16 protein-coding genes are annotated in these 17,201 nt (G+C 70.1%); 7 read left to right on the top strand and 9 right to left on the bottom strand.

The genetic code is table 11. The features are described from left to right. Positions 1–59 precede the first annotated feature (59 nt). Positions 60–1,103 carry a serine hydrolase domain-containing protein gene (locus ACGFZS_RS13530; protein ID WP_393795211.1) on the top strand — a complete coding sequence of 348 codons (1,044 nt, stop codon included), beginning with the start codon at positions 60–62 and terminating at the stop codon, positions 1,101–1,103. Between the two features lie 36 nt (positions 1,104–1,139). Here the strand turns inward: ACGFZS_RS13530 and ACGFZS_RS13535 are convergent, their stop codons facing one another. Next, positions 1,140–2,846 carry a glycerol-3-phosphate dehydrogenase/oxidase gene (locus tag ACGFZS_RS13535; protein WP_393664468.1) on the bottom strand — a complete coding sequence of 569 codons (1,707 nt, stop codon included), beginning with the start codon at positions 2,844–2,846 and terminating at the stop codon, positions 1,140–1,142. 283 nt (positions 2,847–3,129) lie between these two features. Between ACGFZS_RS13535 and ACGFZS_RS13540 the strand changes: the two genes are divergently transcribed. Next, entirely contained in the window at positions 3,130–4,338 is a 1,209-nt protein-coding gene (locus ACGFZS_RS13540; protein WP_359215171.1) for a nucleotide sugar dehydrogenase, read from the top strand. Between the two features lie 146 nt (positions 4,339–4,484). After that, on the top strand, positions 4,485–5,012 hold the full coding sequence (locus ACGFZS_RS13545; RefSeq protein ID WP_393795212.1) for a hypothetical protein: 528 nt from the start codon (positions 4,485–4,487) through the stop codon (positions 5,010–5,012). 67 nt (positions 5,013–5,079) lie between these two features. Here ACGFZS_RS13545 and ACGFZS_RS13550 read toward each other — a convergent pair whose 3' ends face one another. The 4 genes from ACGFZS_RS13550 to ACGFZS_RS13565 all read right to left on the bottom strand — a co-directional run bounded on the left by ACGFZS_RS13550 (position 5,080) and on the right by ACGFZS_RS13565 (position 9,474). After that, positions 5,080–6,204, bottom strand: a complete 1,125-nt coding sequence (locus ACGFZS_RS13550; RefSeq protein WP_359215165.1) for a GuaB3 family IMP dehydrogenase-related protein — start codon at positions 6,202–6,204, stop codon at positions 5,080–5,082. Between the two features lie 105 nt (positions 6,205–6,309). Beyond that, entirely contained in the window at positions 6,310–7,812 is a 1,503-nt protein-coding gene (guaB, locus tag ACGFZS_RS13555) for an IMP dehydrogenase (RefSeq protein WP_365694255.1), read from the bottom strand. Positions 7,813–7,997: 185 nt separating this feature from the next. Next, a complete protein-coding gene (locus ACGFZS_RS13560) occupies positions 7,998–8,585 on the bottom strand; it encodes a sigma-70 family RNA polymerase sigma factor (protein ID WP_355711232.1) in 588 nt (195 codons plus the stop codon). A 277-nt stretch (positions 8,586–8,862) separates the two neighbouring features. After that, positions 8,863–9,474, bottom strand: coding sequence for a response regulator transcription factor (locus tag ACGFZS_RS13565; protein ID WP_003948568.1), 612 nt, complete (start codon positions 9,472–9,474; stop codon positions 8,863–8,865). Positions 9,475–9,855: 381 nt separating this feature from the next. On the opposite strand from ACGFZS_RS13565, the gene ACGFZS_RS13570 reads away from it, so the two are divergent. After that, positions 9,856–10,185 (top strand): WhiB family transcriptional regulator, encoded by a 330-nt coding sequence (locus tag ACGFZS_RS13570; protein WP_123974752.1) that lies wholly within the window; start codon positions 9,856–9,858, stop codon positions 10,183–10,185. Positions 10,186–10,253: 68 nt separating this feature from the next. Here ACGFZS_RS13570 and ACGFZS_RS13575 read toward each other — a convergent pair whose 3' ends face one another. Beyond that, the gene (locus ACGFZS_RS13575; protein WP_393795213.1) at positions 10,254–11,153 is read right to left on the bottom strand and encodes a LysR family transcriptional regulator; all 900 of its coding nucleotides are present in this window, start codon (positions 11,151–11,153) and stop codon (positions 10,254–10,256) included. A 79-nt stretch (positions 11,154–11,232) separates the two neighbouring features. Here ACGFZS_RS13575 and ACGFZS_RS13580 point away from each other — a divergent pair, with 79 nt between their 5' ends. The 3 genes from ACGFZS_RS13580 (at position 11,233) to ACGFZS_RS13590 (ending at position 13,572) form a co-directional block, all read left to right on the top strand. Beyond that, positions 11,233–11,913, top strand: a complete 681-nt coding sequence (locus tag ACGFZS_RS13580; RefSeq protein ID WP_393795214.1) for an MOSC domain-containing protein — start codon at positions 11,233–11,235, stop codon at positions 11,911–11,913. A gap of 97 nt (positions 11,914–12,010) precedes the next feature. Then, positions 12,011–12,784, top strand: coding sequence for an SDR family oxidoreductase (locus ACGFZS_RS13585; RefSeq protein ID WP_359215151.1), 774 nt, complete (start codon positions 12,011–12,013; stop codon positions 12,782–12,784). An 80-nt stretch (positions 12,785–12,864) separates the two neighbouring features. Further along, positions 12,865–13,572: an ester cyclase gene (locus tag ACGFZS_RS13590; protein ID WP_393795215.1), complete on the top strand. Its 708-nt coding sequence runs from the start codon at positions 12,865–12,867 to the stop codon at positions 13,570–13,572. Between the two features lie 183 nt (positions 13,573–13,755). Here ACGFZS_RS13590 and ACGFZS_RS13595 read toward each other — a convergent pair whose 3' ends face one another. The 3 genes from ACGFZS_RS13595 to ACGFZS_RS13605 are packed head-to-tail and all read right to left on the bottom strand — an operon-like array spanning position 13,756 to position 17,065. Next, positions 13,756–15,234, bottom strand: a complete 1,479-nt coding sequence (locus ACGFZS_RS13595; protein WP_393795216.1) for a hypothetical protein — start codon at positions 15,232–15,234, stop codon at positions 13,756–13,758. Further along, positions 15,231–16,628, bottom strand: a complete 1,398-nt coding sequence (locus ACGFZS_RS13600) for a KGGVGR-motif variant AAA ATPase (protein ID WP_393795217.1) — start codon at positions 16,626–16,628, stop codon at positions 15,231–15,233. The genes ACGFZS_RS13595 and ACGFZS_RS13600 overlap by 4 nt, the downstream gene beginning before the upstream one ends. Next, positions 16,625–17,065, bottom strand: a complete 441-nt coding sequence (locus tag ACGFZS_RS13605; RefSeq protein WP_393795218.1) for a hypothetical protein — start codon at positions 17,063–17,065, stop codon at positions 16,625–16,627. Before ACGFZS_RS13605 ends, ACGFZS_RS13600 begins: the two co-directional genes overlap by 4 nt. Positions 17,066–17,201: the final 136 nt, after the last annotated feature.

Here is a 17,201-nt window from a genome sequence, read left to right on the forward strand (position 1 = left end):
CCGGTGACGAGGGCGTCACGCGAGCCGGGAAGATGGGCGGCGACAAGGGAGGATCCCGGATGCCGTCGCTTCGGACACTGGTGGCCATACCGGTATCTCTCGCGCTGCTGTTCGCCCCGCTGATGGCCGGTTCCGCGTCCTCGGCGGAGTCCACGGACCCGCTTCTGTCACAGTTCGTCGCCAAAGGCGGAGCACCGGCCGCCGCCCTCCTGGACCACGACGGCGACGACATCCGCTACGCGGCCGCCGGCCCGGACATCACCCGCGCCGACCGCTTCCGCGCCGGCAGCGTCACCAAGACCTTCATCGCCACCGTCGTCCTGCAACTGGCCGCGGAGCACCGGCTGTCCCTCTCCGACTCCGTGGAGCGGTATCTGCCGGGACTGCTGCGCGGACACGGCACCGACGGACGCCGGATCACCCTGCGCGCCCTGCTCGACCACACCAGCGGACTGGCCGACTTCACCAGGGTCACCCGGGGCGCCGTCCCCCTGACCCCGCTGCAGGCCGTGCGCGTCTCACTCGCCCTCCCTTCCACCGGCCTGGGCCGGTACGCATACTCCAGCACCGACTACACCGTGCTCGGCATGGTCGTCCGGCGGGTCACCGGCCACTCGTACGCCGCCGAGGCCCGGCGCCGCATCATCACTCCGCTCCGGCTCACCGGCACGTCCTTCCCGGGCGCCCGCACCACGCTGCCCGCCCCGCACGGCCACGCCTACACGGCCGACGGCGCCGACGTCACCGACCTCGACCCGCGCGTGGCCGGCGCCGCGGGCGAGCTGGTGACCACGCTCGACGACCTGGACCGCTTCTACGCGGCGCTGCTGGGCGGCGAGCTGCTGTCCCCGCACCTGCTCCGCGCGATGCTCAACACCCGGGTCACGCACGGCGCGTACGGTCTGGGGATCTTTCCGGCGAAGCTGCCGTGCGGGATCACGGTGTGGGGGCACAACGGCCGGATCGCGGGCAGCTACGTACGCAGCGCCGCCACGCTCGGCGGCCGGCATGTCCTCACGTTCCGCGTGAACACGACGACGATCGCCGACCCGCACCTCGAACCCGCGTTGCTCGCGGCCGAGTTCTGCCCCGGCGACGGGTAGGGCCCGGCCGAGGCGCCCGGCACCCGGCCCGGCCGTCTACAGCGGCACGATGTCCGGCGCCCCCAGCCGTGCCGCGTCCGCCGTCAGGTCGTCCGGCTGGAGCTGGGACTCGCGTTCCGCCTCCACCCGCTTCTCGTAGTGCTCGACCTCCCGCTCGATCTGGTCCTTGTCCCAGCCCAGCACCGGTGCCATCAGTTCGGCGGCCTCGCGGGCGCTGCGGGTGCCGCGGTCGAAGGTCTCGATGGAGATGCGGGTACGGCGGGTGAGGACGTCGTCGAGGTGGCGGGCGCCCTCGTGGGAGGCGGCGTAGACGACCTCGGCGCGCAGGTAGTCGTCGGCGGCCGAGAGCGGCTCGCCCAGGGCCGGGTCGGCGGCGATGAGGTCGAGCACCTCCTCCGCCAGCGAGCCGTACCGGTTGAGCAGGTGCTCGACGCGCACCACGTGCAGGCCGGTGCGGGCGGCGATCCGGGCCCGGGCGTTCCACATCGCCCGGTAGCCCTCCGCGCCGAGCAGCGGGACGTCCTCGGTGACGCACTCCGCCACCCGCATGTCGAGTCCGTGCACCGCCTCGTCGACGGCGTCCTTGGCCATCACCCGGTACGTCGTGTACTTGCCGCCCGCGACGACCACGAGCCCCGGCACCGGATGGGCGACCGTGTGCTCGCGCGACAGCTTGCTGGTGGCGTCGGACTCGCCGGCCAGCAGCGGGCGCAGTCCCGCGTACACACCCTGGACGTCGTCGCGCGAGAGCGGCACCGCGAGCACCGAGTTGACGTGGTTGAGCAGGTAGTCGATGTCGGCACTGGAGGCGGCCGGGTGGGCCTTGTCCAGGTCCCAGTCGGTGTCGGTGGTGCCGATGATCCAGTGCCGGCCCCAGGGGATGACGAACAGGACCGACTTCTCGGTGCGCAGGATCAGCCCGGTCGTGGAGTGGATCCGGTCCCGGGGGACGACCAGGTGGATGCCCTTGGAGGCGCGGACGTGGAACTGGCCGCGCTCGCCGACCAGCGCCTGGGTGTCGTCGGTCCACACCCCGGTCGCGTTGACGACCTGCTGGGCGCGGATCTCGTACTCCCCGCCGCCCTCCACGTCCTGCACCCGGGCCCCGACGACCCGCTCCCCCTCGCGCAGGAACCCGGTCACGCGCGCCCGGTTGGCGGCCTTCGCGCCGTAGGACACCGCGGTGCGCACCAGGGTCGCGACATAGCGGGCGTCGTCCATCTGGGCGTCGTAGTACTGGATGGCGCCGACCAGGGCGTCCTTGCGCAGCGCGGGCGCCACCCGCAGGGCGTGGCCGCGGGTCAGGTGGCGGTGCCGGGGCAGGCCCCGCCCGTGCCCGCGGGCCATGGACATCGCGTCGTAGAGGGCGACGCCCGAACCGGCGTACAGCCGCTCCCAGCCCTGGTGCTGGAGCGGGTAGAGGAACGGGACGGGCTTGACCAGGTGCGGGGCGAGCCGCTCCAGCAGCAGGCCGCGTTCCTTGAGGGCCTCGCGGACCAGGGCGAAGTCGAGCATCTCCAGATAGCGCAGGCCGCCGTGGATCAGTTTGCTGGACCTGCTGGAGGTGCCCGAGGCCCAGTCGCGGGCCTCGACGATGCCGGTGTTCAGGCCCCGGGTGGCCGCGTCCAGCGCGGTGCCCGCGCCGACCACCCCACCGCCCACGACCAGCACGTCCAGCTCACGCTCGGCCATCGCCGCCAGGGACTGGGCACGCTGTTCCGGCCCCAGTGTCGCTGTCCTCACCGCTGCCTCCCGCTCTGCCGCCATCGGTCATCGCTCGTCGTCGGTCGCAGGGGCCGCGCCCGGCAGGCGAGGTCCCTGCCCAAATTCTGACCGGCTTGCCCGAGTTCAGCCACCACTCGCCCCCAGCCTGTGGACAACGGTCACCGAACCCACGGAAGACACATGAACACAATCCCGCATAACGGTCATATTTACTCCTAGTGTGACAGTGCGCTTCACCTGTCCTGTCCACAGGGCTTGCGCACCTGTCCCGCTTCGGTTACTGGGAAGGACGGCCCACTCCATGCCCGCAGACCTCGCCGTCATCGGACTCGGTCCCTACGGCCTGCCCCTCGCCCAGGCCGCGGTGGCCGCCGGCATCTCCACGATCGGCTACGCGACCGGCCCCGAGGCCGGTTCGCTCAGCCCCGCCGAGCGGCGCCGGATGCTCTCGGGGGGCTTCCGGGCGACCGAGGACCCGGCACAGCTGGGACGGGTCCGCACGGCCGTCATCTGCGCCCCCACCCCGCGCGACGCGGACGGCGGACTCGACCTGAGCCAGGTGGAGACGGCCGCCCGCACGCTGGCCGCGCGGCTGCGCCCGCACACGACGGTGATCCTGGAGTCGCCGGTCCACCCGGGCACGACCGAGAACTTCCTGCGCGCGCTGCTGGAGAAGGGCTCCGGCCTCCGCGCGGGCCGCGACTTCCACCTCGCCTACTCCCCCAGCCGGGTGGATCCGGGCAACCGCGCCTTCACCCCGGCCAACACCCCGAAGGTCATCGGCGGTCTCACGCCCGCGTGCACCGAGTCGGCCGCCGCGTTCTACGGCCGGCTCACCGACAAGGTGGTCCGCGCGCGCGGACCGCGCGAGGCCGAGACCGTGCAGCTTCTGGAGACCAACTTCCGGCACGTCAACATCGCCCTGGTCAACGAGATGGCCGCCGTCTGCCACGACCTGGGCGTCGACCTGTGGGACGTGATCCGCTGCGCGGAGACCAAGCCGTTCGGCTTCCAGGCCTTCCGCCCGGGCCCCGGTGTCGGCGGCCACGGCGTCCCTCAGGACCTGTCCGGCCTCGCGGGCCGCGGTCTGCGCATGGTGGAGCTGGCCCAGCAGGTCAACGACCGGATGCCCGGTTACGTCGTCCAGCGTGCCGCCGCCCTCCTCAACGAGCACGGCAAGTCGGCGCGCGGCGCGCGCGTGCTGCTGCTCGGCGTCACCTACAAGCCCGACCTCGCCGACCAGCAGAGCACCCCCGCGCGGGAGATCGCGGTCCGGCTGATGGAGCTGGGCGCCTCGGTCAGCTACCACGACCCGCACATCTCGTCCTGGAACGTCCTGGACCGCCCGGTGCCGCGCGCGGACTCCCTCTACGAGGCGGCCGCCGACGCCGACCTGACGATCCTGGTCCAGCAGCACCGGACGTACGACCTCCAGGGCCTGTCGGTGAAGGCGCAGCTGCTGCTGGACACGCGCGGCGCGACGCCCACGGGGGCGGCGCACCGGCTCTGAGCGGGCGGAGCGGGCCCCGGCCGCGCGAAATCCCCGGGGGCGTTGTCACAGGCGGCTGTTAGTCTCCCCTCACCTGCCGCACAGATGTGCGCGCGTCTCTTCACTTCACTGATCTTTCAGTGCTTTTCCCAGGGGGGATTTCTGTCATGAGCCAGTCAGCTCCGCCACCACCGCCGCAGCCCCAGCCGCTGCCGGCCGACGGCAACCCGTTCGCCCAGCAGCAGGCGCCCGGCACCGTGCCCCCGCCGCCGGCGCCGCCCGCGCCGCCGCCGCAGGGCAACATAGCCCTCGGTCTGGGCGCCGCGTTCGTCGCGGCCGTGGCCGCCGCCGCGCTCTACGGCGTGGTCATCGGCCTCACCAAGCACGAGATCGGCTGGGCGGCCGTCGGCGTCGGCTTCGTCATCGGTCTCGCGGCCGGAAAGCTCGGCGGCCGCAACCCGGCGCTCGCGATCACCGCGGCCGTCCTCGCGCTCGGCTCGGTCTACCTGGGCCAGCTCGTCGGCGAGGCGATGATCGGCGCCGACCAGCTCGACGTGGCGTTCTCCGAGGTCTTCTTCCAGCACTTCGGCGTCGTCCAGGACGCCTGGAAGGAGGAGGCCGACCCGCTGACCTTCGTCTTCTTCGCGATCGCGGCGTGGGCGGCGTTCTCGGGGGCCCAGAAGGCGGCTCGCTGACGGACCTGCGAGAGGGCCGGTGACCCCGCCCGGGGTGACCGGCCCTCCATGCGTCCCAGGACGCGGGTTACCGCTTGTGCTGCGAGTCCGCCACCGTCACCTCGACGCGCTGGAACTCCTTCAGCTCGCTGTAGCCGGTGGTGGCCATCGCGCGGCGCAGGGCGCCGAAGAGGTTCATCGAGCCGTCCGGGGTGTGGGACGGGCCGGTGAGGATCTCCTCGATGGTGCCGACCGTGCCCAGGTCGACCTTCTTGCCGCGCGGAAGCTCCTCGTTGACCGCCTCCATGCCCCAGTGGTGGCCCTTGCCCGGGCCGTCGGTCGCACGGGCCAGCGGGGAGCCCATCATCACCGAGTCGGCGCCGCAGGCGATCGCCTTGGGCAGGTCGCCGGACCAGCCGACACCGCCGTCGGCGATCACATGCACGTAGCGGCCGCCGGACTCGTCCATGTAGTCGCGGCGGGCGGCGGCCACGTCGGCGACGGCCGTGGCCATCGGGACCTGGATGCCGAGCACGTTGCGCGTGGTGTGCGCGGCGCCGCCGCCGAAGCCGACGAGCACGCCCGCCGCGCCGGTGCGCATCAGGTGCAGGGCCGCCGTGTAGGTGGCGCAGCCGCCGACGATCACCGGGACGTCGAGCTCGTAGATGAACTGCTTCAGGTTCAGCGGCTCGTGCGAGGACGAGACGTGCTCCGCGGAGACCGTCGTACCGCGGATGACGAAGATGTCGACGCCCGCGTCCACGACCGCCTTGGAGAACTGCGCGGTGCGCTGCGGGGAGAGCGCGGCCGCCGTGACCACGCCGGAGTCGCGCACCTCCTTGATGCGCGCGCCGATCAGCTCCTCCTTGATGGGGGCGGAGTAGATCTCCTGGAGGCGGCGGGTGGCGGTCTCGGCGTCCAGCCCGGTGATCTCGTCGAGCAGCGGCTGCGGGTCCTCGTACCGCGTCCAGAGGCCTTCGAGGTTGAGCACGCCGAGGCCGCCGAGCTCGCCGATGCGGATCGCGGTGGCCGGCGAGACGACCGAGTCCATGGGTGCGGCCAGGAACGGCAGCTCGAAGCGGTAGGCGTCGATCTGCCAGGCGATCGAGACCTCCTTCGGGTCCCGCGTACGGCGGCTGGGGACGACGGCGATGTCGTCGAAGGCGTACGCCCGGCGGCCGCGCTTGCCGCGCCCGATCTCGATCTCAGTCACGTCTGTGGCCTTTCCCTCTGCGTTTCAGCGTCTACCAGTATCGCCGACGGGTACGGCGAGGGCGGCCCCGGTGGGTCCGGGACCGCCCTCGGGAAAGACGGGTGACTACTTGCGGCTGTAGTTCGGCGCCTCGACCGTCATCTGGATGTCGTGCGGGTGGCTCTCCTTGAGGCCCGCCGCGGTGATCCGCACGAAGCGGCCCTTGGACTCCATCTCGTCCACGGTGGCCGCGCCCACATAGCCCATGGTCTGGCGCAGACCGCCGACCAGCTGGTGCAGCACGTTGGCCAGCGGGCCCCGGTAGGGCACCTGGCCCTCGATGCCCTCGGGGACGAGCTTGTCGTCGGAGGAGACCTCGGCCTGGAAGTAGCGGTCCTTCGAGTACGACCGGCCCTGGCCGCGCGACTGCATGGCGCCCAGCGAGCCCATGCCGCGGTACGACTTGAACTGCTTGCCGTTGATGAAGAGCAGCTCGCCCGGGGACTCCTCGCAGCCCGCGAGGAGGGAGCCCAGCATCACCGTGTCGGCGCCGGCCGCGAGGGCCTTGCCGATGTCGCCGGAGTACTGCAGGCCGCCGTCGCCGATCAGCGGGATACCGGCCGGGCCGGCGGCGAGGGACGCCTCGTAGATGGCGGTGACCTGCGGGACGCCGATACCGGCGACCACGCGGGTGGTACAGATCGAGCCGGGGCCCACGCCGACCTTGATGCCGTCGACACCGGCGTCGATCAGGGCCTGCGCGCCGTCGCGGGTGGCGACGTTGCCGCCGATCACGTCGACGTTCACGCTCGACTTGATCTTCGCCATCCAGCTGAGGGCGTTGCTGTTGTGCCCGTGCGAGGTGTCGACGACCAGGAAGTCCACCCCGGCGTCGGCGAGCGCCTGGGCCCGCTCCAGCGCCTCGGGGCTGGCGCCCACGGCGGCGCCGACCAGCAGCCGGCCCTCGGAGTCCTTCGCGGCGTTCGGGTACTTCTCGGCCTTGACGAAGTCCTTGACGGTGATCAGGCCCTTGAGGACGCCCGCGTCGTCGACCAGCGGAAGCTTCTCGATCTTGTGCTTGCGCAGCAGCTCCATGGCCTCGACACCGGTGGTGCCGACCTTGCCGGTGATCAGCGGCATCGGGGTCATGACCTCGCGCACCTGGCGGCCGCGGTCGGACTCGAAGGCCATGTCGCGGTTGGTGACGATGCCGAGCAGCTTGCCGGCCGGGTCGGTGACCGGCACACCGCTGATGCGGAACTTGGCGCACAGCGCGTCGGCCTCGGCGAGGGTCGCCTCCGGGTGCACCGTGATGGGGTCGGTGACCATGCCGGACTCGGACCGCTTGACCAGGTCGACCTGGTTGACCTGGTCCTCGACGGACAGGTTGCGGTGCAGCACGCCGACGCCGCCGAGCCGGGCCATCGCGATCGCCATGCGGGACTCGGTCACCTTGTCCATCGCCGCGGAGAGCAGCGGGATGTTGACCCGCACGTTGCGGGAGATGCGGGACGAGGTGTCGACCGCGTTGGGGAGCACCTCGGATGCGCCCGGCAGCAGCAGCACGTCGTCGTAGGTCAGCCCGAGTGTCGCGAATTTTCCGGGCACTCCGTCGACGTTGGCAGTCATGACACCTTCCCCAAATGGCCTTGAACGGTGCGGATGCCCATGCTAACGGGAAGCACGGGTCCCAAATTCCACGGTACGACTCAGCTCCGGGCTTCGTATGTTCGTACGGAATTGGGCGTGCGCCTGTTCATCGGGGGTGATGCAACCCGTTCGGCCACTGCCGTCCGCTGCTCCGCCACTGCCCTCTACTGCTCGGCCAGCGCCCGCAGCCGGCTCAGCGCCCGGTGCTGGGCCACCCGCACCGCGCCCGGTGACATTCCCAACATCTGGCCGGTCTCCTCGGCCGTGAGGCCCACGGCGATCCTCAGGAGCAGCAGCTCGCGCTGGTTCTCCGGGAGGTTGGCCAGCAGTTTCTTGGCCCATTCGGCGTCGCTGCTGAGCAGCGCCCGCTCCTCGGGGCCGAGGGAGTCGTCGGGGCGTTCCGGCATCTCGTCCGAGGGGACGACCGTGGAGCCCGGGTGGCGCATCGCGGCCCGCTGCAGGTCGGCGACCTTGTGGGAGGCGATGGCGAAGACGAAGGCCTCGAAGGGGCGGCCCGTGTCGCGATAGCGGGGCAACGCGAGGAGAACCGCCACGCAGACCTCCTGCGCGAGGTCCTCGACGAAGTGCCGGGCGTCGCCCGGCAGCCGGGACAGACGCGTGCGGCAGTAGCGCAGCGCGAGTGGGTGGACATGGGCGAGCAGGTCGTGCGTGGCCTGCTCGTCCCCGTCTACGGCGCGATGGACAAGGGAACCGATCGTCCCTATGGCAGTGACCGCCTCGTCCTCGCGCATCGGTCCATGGTGCCCTGCCGCCGTCGGCTGCGTGGCACCGCGTCCGTCGTTGTGCACCGAAGCGTTATGAGCAGGTGCGCCGGAACTCATCTCCTGCGCCCTCCCCTTCCGCTCGAACGACTCGTCCCCGAGAGACTCCACACCTCAAGGATGCGGCATCGGCGCCGAAACGAGCAGCGGGCCTGCGCCGGCCGGCCTTGCGGACCCCGCCCACCGTGGGGTAGGCGGGGGCGTCCGGTCGGTCCGCTTCCCCGCTGCGGCGCAGCTCACCGCCGTATCAGCGAACCAGTCCCCAGCGGAAGCCGAGGGCCACCGCGTGCGCGCGGTCGGAGGCGCCGAGCTTCTTGAACAGGCGCCGGGCGTGCGTCTTGACGGTGTCCTCGGAGAGGAACAGCTCGCGGCCGATCTCGGCGTTGGAGCGGCCGTGGCTCATGCCTTCGAGCACCTGGATCTCACGCGCGGTGAGGGTGGGCGCGGCGCCCATCTCGGCCGAGCGCAGGCGGCGGGGCGCCAGTCGCCAGGTCGGGTCGGCGAGCGCCTGGGTGACGGTCGCGCGCAGCTCCGCGCGCGAGGCGTCCTTGTGCAGGTAGCCGCGGGCACCGGCGGCGACGGCCAGGGCCACCCCGTCCAGGTCCTCGGCGACCGTGAGCATGATGATGCGCGCGCCGGGGTCGGCGGACAGCAGCCGGCGCACGGTCTCGACGCCGCCCAGTCCGGGCATGCGCACGTCCATCAGGATCAGGTCGGAGCGGTCGGCACCCCAGCGGCGGAGGACTTCCTCGCCGTTGGCAGCCGTCGTCACGCGCTCGACGCCGGGCACGGTCGCGACCGCGCGGCGCAGCGCCTCTCGGGCAAGCGGGGAGTCGTCGCAGACGAGGACGGATGTCATGACCGCCCTCCGCAGCTGATGCGCGTCACCTTGAGCCTCCAGGCTGGTACGGAATCGTCACCTGTGCGGTCGACCGTCTCGGACGCCTGCCCGAGCGCTTGTTGTTTCAACCGCCTCCGCACTCTCAACGACGGTCACTCGAAAGAGTTACGGGGCTGCGTGCCGTCTTCGGCACTCTACGTGAGGGCGCGGACACGGTGCAGACATGGACGTCAGACCCTCAACTTTTCATCACATCCAATGCCCCATTTAGACCTTTTTCTTCCCGTTTCACGGTGTCTGGGGCTAGATTGCCAATGAGTCATATTTTCATCTCTCTAGACCGGAGATGTACGGTCGTTGGCACCGTATCCGCCCAGAACGGCTACAAGGGGTCACGTAATGGCAGATTTCTCCCGCCTTCCCGGACCGAACGCGGACCTGTGGGACTGGCAGCTCCTCGCCGCCTGCCGCGGGGTCGACAGCTCGCTCTTCTTCCATCCCGAGGGCGAGCGCGGGGCGGCTCGGAGTGCCCGTGAGAACTCGGCCAAGGAGGTCTGCATGAGGTGCCCGGTCCGCGCGGAGTGCGCGGCGCACGCGCTGGCGGTCCGTGAGCCGTACGGCGTGTGGGGCGGCCTGACCGAGGACGAGCGCGAAGAGCTCATGGGGCGGGCGCGCAACAGGCTGGTGTCGGCATCGACGACCAGCGGCGGCTCCGCCTCCGACACCTGAAAGAACGTTTCTGCATATCGTTGACAATCCCCCGACGATCGGGCACGCGCGCGTGCCCGGCCACTCTCCTACGCCCGCCGGGCGGCCCGGCCCAGCTGCTCCAGCGTCGCCGCCACGGCCGGCACCTGTGCCAGGTCGGGCAGCGTGAGGGCGACGATCTCCCGGCGCACCGCGGGTTCCAGAACCACCGCGCGGGCCCCCCTCGGGCGTACCGACTCGATCGCGAGCCGGGGCAGCACGGCCACCCCCAGACCGGCGCCGACCAGGCCGACCACCGCCGGATAGTCGTCGGTGGCGAAGTCGATACGGGGCGTGAAGCCGGCGCTCTCGCACGCCTGGACGAGCTGTCCCCGGCAGCGCGGACAGCCCGCGATCCAGGGCTCGTCGGCGAGTTCGCCGAGGGCGACGGACTCCGCGCGGGCGAGCCGGTGCCGTTCCGGTACCAGGCCGACCAGACGGTCCGTCAGCAGCGGCCGTACCACCAGGTCGTCCCACTCCCCCGCGTCCGCCGCGCCCTCGTACCGGAAGGCCAGGGCGATGTCGCAGTCGCCCGCGCGCAGCAGGTCCACGGAGTTCGGCGGCTCGGCCTCCTCCAGGGAGACCCGGGTGCCGGGGTGGGCCGCGCGCAGGGCGGCGAGGGCGGTCGGGACCAGGGTGGAGCTGCCGCTCGGGAAGGAGACCAGCCGGACCCGGCCCGCGCGCAGCCCGGCGATCGCGGCGACCTCCTCCTCGGCGGCGGTGAGTCCGGCGAGGATCCCGGAGGCGTGCCGGACCAGGGCCTCGCCGGCCTGGGTCAGGCGCATCTCGCGGCCGTTGCGGACCAGCAGCGGGGTGCCCACGGAGCCCTCCAGGGCCTTCATCTGCTGGCTGACGGCGGGCTGGGTGCAGCCCAGTTCGCGCCCCGCCGCCGAGAAGGAACCGGTGGTGGCGACGGCACGCAGGACGCGGAGATGACGGGCCTCGATCATGTTTCGAGCATAAGGCGGACTTGGACAGGGTGCCCAATATCGCGTCGACGCTTTGAGCGCGCTCCCGTACCGTCGGAGCATGGAGCTTCTCTCGCTGAACCTCGGCCGTCCGACACCGTCACCGCACACGGACCAGGCCGACGGCGTGACCGGTATCGACAAGCGCCCGGTGGACGGGCCGGTGCGGGTGGCGGCGCCCGGGCCGAAGGGGACCGCGGGCAGCGGGCTGGCCGGGGACACGGTGTGCGAGCTGCGCCACCACGGCGGCCACGACCAGGCGGTGTACGCCTACGCGCGCGAGGACCTCGACGACTGGGAGAAGGAGCTCGGCCGGCCGCTGCCGAACGGCTGTTTCGGTGAGAACCTCACGACAAACGGGCTGAACGTGTCGGATGCGCTGATCGGCGAGCGCTGGCGGATCGGTTCCGAGGTCGTACTGGAGGTCACCTCCGGGCGCATCCCGTGCCGCACTTTCCAGGGCCATCTGGGCGAACGGGGATGGGTGAAGAGGTTCACGCGGAAGGGTGCGACCGGTGCCTACCTCCGGGTGATCGAACCGGGTGAGATCCGGGCCGGCGACCCGATCGAGATCGTGCGCCGTCCGGAGCACGGGGTGACCGCGGCGATGCAGTTCCGCGCCGTCACCACCGAGCGGGAGCTGCTGCCGCGGGTGCTCGCGGCGGGCGAGGCGCTGCACCCGGAGACGCTGGCGCAGGCCCGGAAGTACGTGGCGGCGCAGTCGGCAACCGCAGAGGACTGAACGGCCGTCACGCGCACGCCGTTCACCCGTGCTTCACCCATCGGGAGAGCCGGTGCGCACAGCGGACGCCGTCAGTCCGGGTAACTACCCTTGGGCCATGACAACGGCTCTGATTACGGGATCGACCGCGGGGATCGGTGCCGCGTTCGCGCGGCGGCTGGCGGCCGACGGGCACAACCTCGTCCTGGTCGCACGGGACACCAAGCGGCTGCGCGAACAGGCGACCGAACTGCACGACCGGCACGGCATCGAGGCGGAGGTGCTCACCGCCGACCTCGCCGAGGACACCGGCATCGAGGCGGTCGCCACCCGCCTCGGCGACCGCAGGAACCCGGTCGACCTGCTGATCAACAACGCGGGCTTCGGCAACAAGGGCCGGTTCCTCGACGTGCCGATGGCCGACGAGCTGCGCATGCTCAAGGTGCACTGCGAGGCGGTGCTGCGGCTGACGGCCGCGGCGACGGAGGCGATGCGGGAGCGCGGGCGCGGCGGGGTCGTCAACGTGGCCTCGGTGGCGGCCTTCGTGCCGCGCGGTACGTACGGCGCCTCCAAGGCGTGGGTCGTGCAGTTCACCCAGGGCGCGGCGCGCGATCTCGCGGACAGCGGGGTCCGGCTGATGGCGCTGGCGCCGGGGTTCGTCCGTACGGAGTTCCACGAGCGGGCCGGGATGGGCACCGACAACATCCCGGGCTGGATGTGGCTGGACGCCGACAAGCTGGTGGCGGCGGCGCTGGCCGACCTCGCGCGCGGCAAGACGCTGTCGATCCCGGATCCGCGTTACAAGGTGCTGACGGGCCTGGCGAAGATGGCGCCGCACGGGCTGGTGGGCGGCATCAGCTCGAAGACGGGGCGCAAGTACGGGCCGCAGTAGGCCCGACAGCAGGAGCCGCGGCCGGTCCGGTGGGAAAATGGGCGGGCGGGACCGGACCCAGGGGGGCCGGAGGCGGTGTCATGACGTTCGTGCAGCTCATCGAGTGCAGGACCAGCCGGCTGACCGAGATGGAGCGGCTGCTGGACAGCTGGGTCGAGCAGACCAAGGGGAAGCGGACGGCGACGCACGCGGTGGTCGGCCGGGACCGCTCCGACGCGTCGCACGTCGTGGAGATCGTGGAGTTCCCGTCGTACGAGGAGGCGATGCGGAACTCGACCCTCCCGGAGACCGACAAGGTCTTCCACGACCTGCTCGCGCTCTGCGACGGAACGCCGACGTTCACCGACCTGGACGTGGTGCGGGACGAGCGGCTGTACACCGGTGCCGCGCGGCGGTTCTTCGAGACGATCGCCGCGGCCGGCCCGCTGGCTCCGCTGGACGGTCTGCTCGCGGAGGACTACCACGGCCACGACCCGGGCAACGGGCAGGACACCATCGGCATGGACGCGGTACGGCGCGAGATCGAGATGTGGCGGGGCGCCTTCGACTTCACGTTCCATGTCGAGGACCAGTTCACCCAGGACGACCGGGTCTGCACCCGGTGGATCTGGAAGGGGCGGCAGAAGGCGGAGTTCCTGGGGCTGCCGAACACCCGGGGACTGGTCAGGATGACCGGGACGACGATCCACCGCTTCGACTCCGGCGGGAGGATCGCCGAGGGCTGGTGGGAGTACGACCGGCTCGGCCTGATGGGTCAGCTCGGCGCACTGGACGAGCTGGAGAACTGAGACCACAGTGAAAGCCCGCGAGGGGCGAAGCCCCCGTACCCGGCGGACGACCGGGGACGGGGGCTTCCTCGATTCACCGGAGTGTCGGCTCCAGCGCGCCACGTTCATGATTCATGGAATCCGATGAAACCAGCCCATCCCTCGGAGCTGATGTCGAGGAGTCTGCCCGGTCGGCCGCTGACATCAGTTGGCCACCCTTGGCACACCACCCTTGCGGCCCACATTGAAAGCGATGCGGTACACGTCGGGCAGGTCGATGCGGCCATCACGGCGGCGGCGCATCACTCCCAGCGAGATGAGCTCTTCGATCAGCAGGGCCGGGTCTCCGGGATGCCGCGGGCCCGTGCGCACCAGCGTGTCTTCCTGGGAGTCGCTGGGCACGTATCTCTCGGCTTCCTTACGAAGGGCGTCCACGAGCCGGGACTCCTCCCACAGCCCCTCGACCTTCTCCTGCTCTATGGGCACCTGGCGACCTGCGAGCGCCTCGATCGCCAGCCTCACCCACGGCATGTCTTCGCCGACCTCTGCAACCCGGGTCTCCGACGCCGTCTGCACGCCACGTCGAATCCCTTCGTGATGGAGGGCGAACTCGTGACCCGCGTACTGGTCCCGCGTCTCTGCCAGTGCCTTCTGCAGCGCACTCAGGAAACTGCGCGGGCTGACCTGCTCCACTCCGTCCATCAGATGGTTCGGCAGCCAGGTGAAGGTGTGGCCCTTACGGAAGTTGGATCCCATGTAAGGGCCGGCGATCAGAGTGAACTGCTCGGTCTGAAACTGCTCGTCGCCGCTGAGGAGCGCGGGCGGAACATGGCGCTGGCCGTCAGCCTCAGGCTGCCAGCCTCCCGTGAGATGCCGGAACCGAGCGGCAACGTCGCCGTCGTGGTTGCCCAACGTATGAAAGAGCAGCCCATAGAGGTTGGCTCGGGACCACGTCAGAGCAGCTGCGTTCGACGACAGCTTGGAGGCGTCGGGGAAATGCAGCAACGCGCCGTCGTACATGTCGGGACGGATGAACACCTTGAACCGAATGTTGCGGGTGCCCAGGCGCATAGCAAGCGCCAGCTCCAAGATTCCGCTGACGAGTCGGTCTGCCTGCGAGCGGACCCGGTGCAGGTGCTCCAGAGCGTCGAAGAGAATCAGGTGCGTGACGCGCTTGTCCTGCGCCTCCTTGTCGACGCGCTGCACTGTTCGCTCGGCTGCACCGGGATTACTGCGCACCCAGGCCGCCTTGTCCCGCCACTCGGAAAGCTCCCGCAACTCCGGCTGGTCGAACGCAGTGAGGAGCACGGCGTACCAAAGGTCATAGGGAGGTACGCCCTCCTCGACCAGTTGCCGCAGGTTGCCCGGCCCGGGGTACAGGTTGGGCTTCCAAGCCGCACCATAGCCGGTCGACACCGTGACCCGGCGCAAGCGGTCGATACCGTATTCCTGAGCAGCGATTTCGCGCAGAGTCCTGTCTTGCAGCGAGCGATACCAGAAGGTCTTGCCGACGCCTCGGCCTCCTCGGACCACGGTTGTGTCCACGTACAGTGCCGCGCGGTGAGTGTCCGGAGTGAAGAGACTCTGAACGCTCGGCTCGGCAGTATCGGCGTCATGAGCCTCGGGTAGACCGGCAGCCAGAAGCTCACGGTACTCCTGGACGCCCAGCGCGGCGCTGTTCATCGCGGTCCTTCACTGCTCTGCGGATCTGCTGTGATCAGGAGCGTAGCGGTGGGCAGGAAATCCCGGTATGCCGCCTGGACGAAGGCCCGATCCTGCCAACCCGGTGCCGCGATGGCATCCAGACCGACCAGCCCCGGCTCGAAGAGGATGGGAATGGGGTAGTGCGGAGCCGACTCGTCCTCCAGGAACGGCGAGAATGTGCCGAGATCCAGTTCGTTGGTCTCCGGATCGACGTCGTCGTCATCGTAAAGCAGGGAGAAGCAGTCCCAAGCGTGCTCGCGGAACGACTGAAGATACGAGGACTGAGGCCGCAGCGGGGAATCCGGCACCATCGACGCCACCATACGGAGCTTCTCCCGGATCGCCGGTGCCTGCCCCGAGGAGAGCCAGGCCTCGAAGAGGTCGGTGTAGCCCTCCCAGGTCTGAGCGTTGTCCGTGCCGAACAACAGGGCCAGGTCACAAAGACGGGAAATCGTCACAGCGGCGATGTCGTGGATACCGGCCCGGCTGTCGAGCAGGACGACGTCAGGCCGTCGACCGCTGTCGCTCTCTTGGGCCACCGCTTCCTCACAAGCACGCACTGCCTGTTCCAACCGGTCAGCGAAACCTGCACCGGGGACGTCCGCGTACGCGCGATTCAACTTGTCGACATAAGCGTAAGGAACGCCCGGCACGCCCTTGCCACGAGCGGGCGCCACCCAGAGCTCCCCCCGGCCGCCGCGGGGGGTGTAGCCCGTACGGATAACGTGGTCGAGCCCTTCCGCATTGCCCACGGCAGATTCGACGAGTTGGTCGATGATGCCGTGGGTGGGCAGGTCCGCGCCTTCGGCAACCAACGGGCCGACACCTGGTGACTCCAGGTCCAGGTCGACTACGAGCACGATATGCCCCTGGTCGGCCAAGTGGCGGGCGAGAACGGCGGTCGCGGTGGTCCGTCCTACACCACCTTTGAAGCCGTAGAGCGCAGTGCGATGAGTACGACTGCCATCCGGTTCACGGGCGGGTGTGGACACCTGCGCCCAGTCCTCGCCGACGACTGTGTTGTCCAGGATCCAAACCCGTCTTCCAGGGCGTTCAGGATCCCTGACAGTCCGCTCGGAGTCGAGCAGGCCGTTGGCCGAGAAAAGACTGGACGCCAACATGAGCGGGCGGTCTGCGGCGTACGGACCAAGGTCCTGGCGGAGACGCGGACCATAAGAGGCCTCGAGGTTCTCCAGCGCAGGCGAGACCGGCCGTGTGCGGTCATCGACGATCAGGGTGAAGCGCCCCAGAACATCCCGTACAGCCAGGACGTCCAGCTCCGCAGCCGCGATCTCGTGTGCGAGGGCCAGCGCACGAAGACGCGCCTCTGCGAAGCGGACCGGCCGGTCAACCGGTTCGGGGGCGAGAGTCACGGCAGCCTTCCAGTGATCAGTGCCTGCTCATGCAGGCTGAGTATGTTCTGGGCCACGCTACGCCGCTGTTGCACGTCGGCCTCGACAACGTTGCTGCCGTCGAGGTAGCGATCGTCGACCGACCAGGCATCGAAAGCGTTCAGCCCGCCGAGCGCAGCGGCCAGCCGAGTCGCCGATCTGCCATGCGTCAGAAGAGCCACGTCGGTGGCTACCCAAGGCAGGTGGCTATAGCTGTGGGCTGCCTTACCAGTCACCGGATCCTTGATCCAGGGAGATTTGGACGGCGGCCCTCCAAGCTTCTTGGGGTCAACCGTCGCGACGGTGAAGCGGAGCAGCAGACTCTTGAGGGCGCACTCGACCGCAAAGCCGTAGTGATGGTCGGCGTTGGACAACCGCGCTCCGTCTTGGAGGAAAATGCCGTCCTCGTAGTGCCGCACGGCGGCGTGAGCGTAGTGGTGCTCTGCTGAATTCCCCGACACTCGACGGATCATAGAGGGTTGATGACTCAAATGGCGTAGCCCGTAACGGGCGTAAGCGGCATGCGCACTTCACGCCCAGTCCCTCTCTGCGTTC

Source organism: Streptomyces sp. NPDC048288 (assembly GCF_043201555.1).
Classification (GTDB): Bacteria; Actinomycetota; Actinomycetes; order Streptomycetales; family Streptomycetaceae; genus Streptomyces.

What these genes read in the sequence shown, in the direction of transcription:
- ACGFZS_RS13585 (WP_359215151.1), top strand. Translation starts at nt 12,011, where the DNA reads ATGACAACGGCTCTGATTACGGGATCGACCGCGGGGATCGGTGCCGCG.
- ACGFZS_RS13565 (WP_003948568.1), bottom strand. Translation starts at nt 9,474, where the DNA reads ATGACATCCGTCCTCGTCTGCGACGACTCCCCGCTTGCCCGAGAGGCG.
- ACGFZS_RS13570 (WP_123974752.1), top strand. Translation starts at nt 9,856, where the DNA reads ATGGCAGATTTCTCCCGCCTTCCCGGACCGAACGCGGACCTGTGGGAC.
- ACGFZS_RS13590 (WP_393795215.1), top strand. Translation starts at nt 12,865, where the DNA reads ATGACGTTCGTGCAGCTCATCGAGTGCAGGACCAGCCGGCTGACCGAG.
- ACGFZS_RS13595 (WP_393795216.1), bottom strand. Translation starts at nt 15,234, where the DNA reads ATGAACAGCGCCGCGCTGGGCGTCCAGGAGTACCGTGAGCTTCTGGCT.
- ACGFZS_RS13560 (WP_355711232.1), bottom strand. Translation starts at nt 8,585, where the DNA reads ATGCGCGAGGACGAGGCGGTCACTGCCATAGGGACGATCGGTTCCCTT.
- ACGFZS_RS13545 (WP_393795212.1), top strand. Translation starts at nt 4,485, where the DNA reads ATGAGCCAGTCAGCTCCGCCACCACCGCCGCAGCCCCAGCCGCTGCCG.
- ACGFZS_RS13580 (WP_393795214.1), top strand. Translation starts at nt 11,233, where the DNA reads ATGGAGCTTCTCTCGCTGAACCTCGGCCGTCCGACACCGTCACCGCAC.
- ACGFZS_RS13530 (WP_393795211.1), top strand. Translation starts at nt 60, where the DNA reads ATGCCGTCGCTTCGGACACTGGTGGCCATACCGGTATCTCTCGCGCTG.
- guaB (WP_365694255.1), bottom strand. Translation starts at nt 7,812, where the DNA reads ATGACTGCCAACGTCGACGGAGTGCCCGGAAAATTCGCGACACTCGGG.
- ACGFZS_RS13540 (WP_359215171.1), top strand. Translation starts at nt 3,130, where the DNA reads ATGCCCGCAGACCTCGCCGTCATCGGACTCGGTCCCTACGGCCTGCCC.
- ACGFZS_RS13575 (WP_393795213.1), bottom strand. Translation starts at nt 11,153, where the DNA reads ATGATCGAGGCCCGTCATCTCCGCGTCCTGCGTGCCGTCGCCACCACC.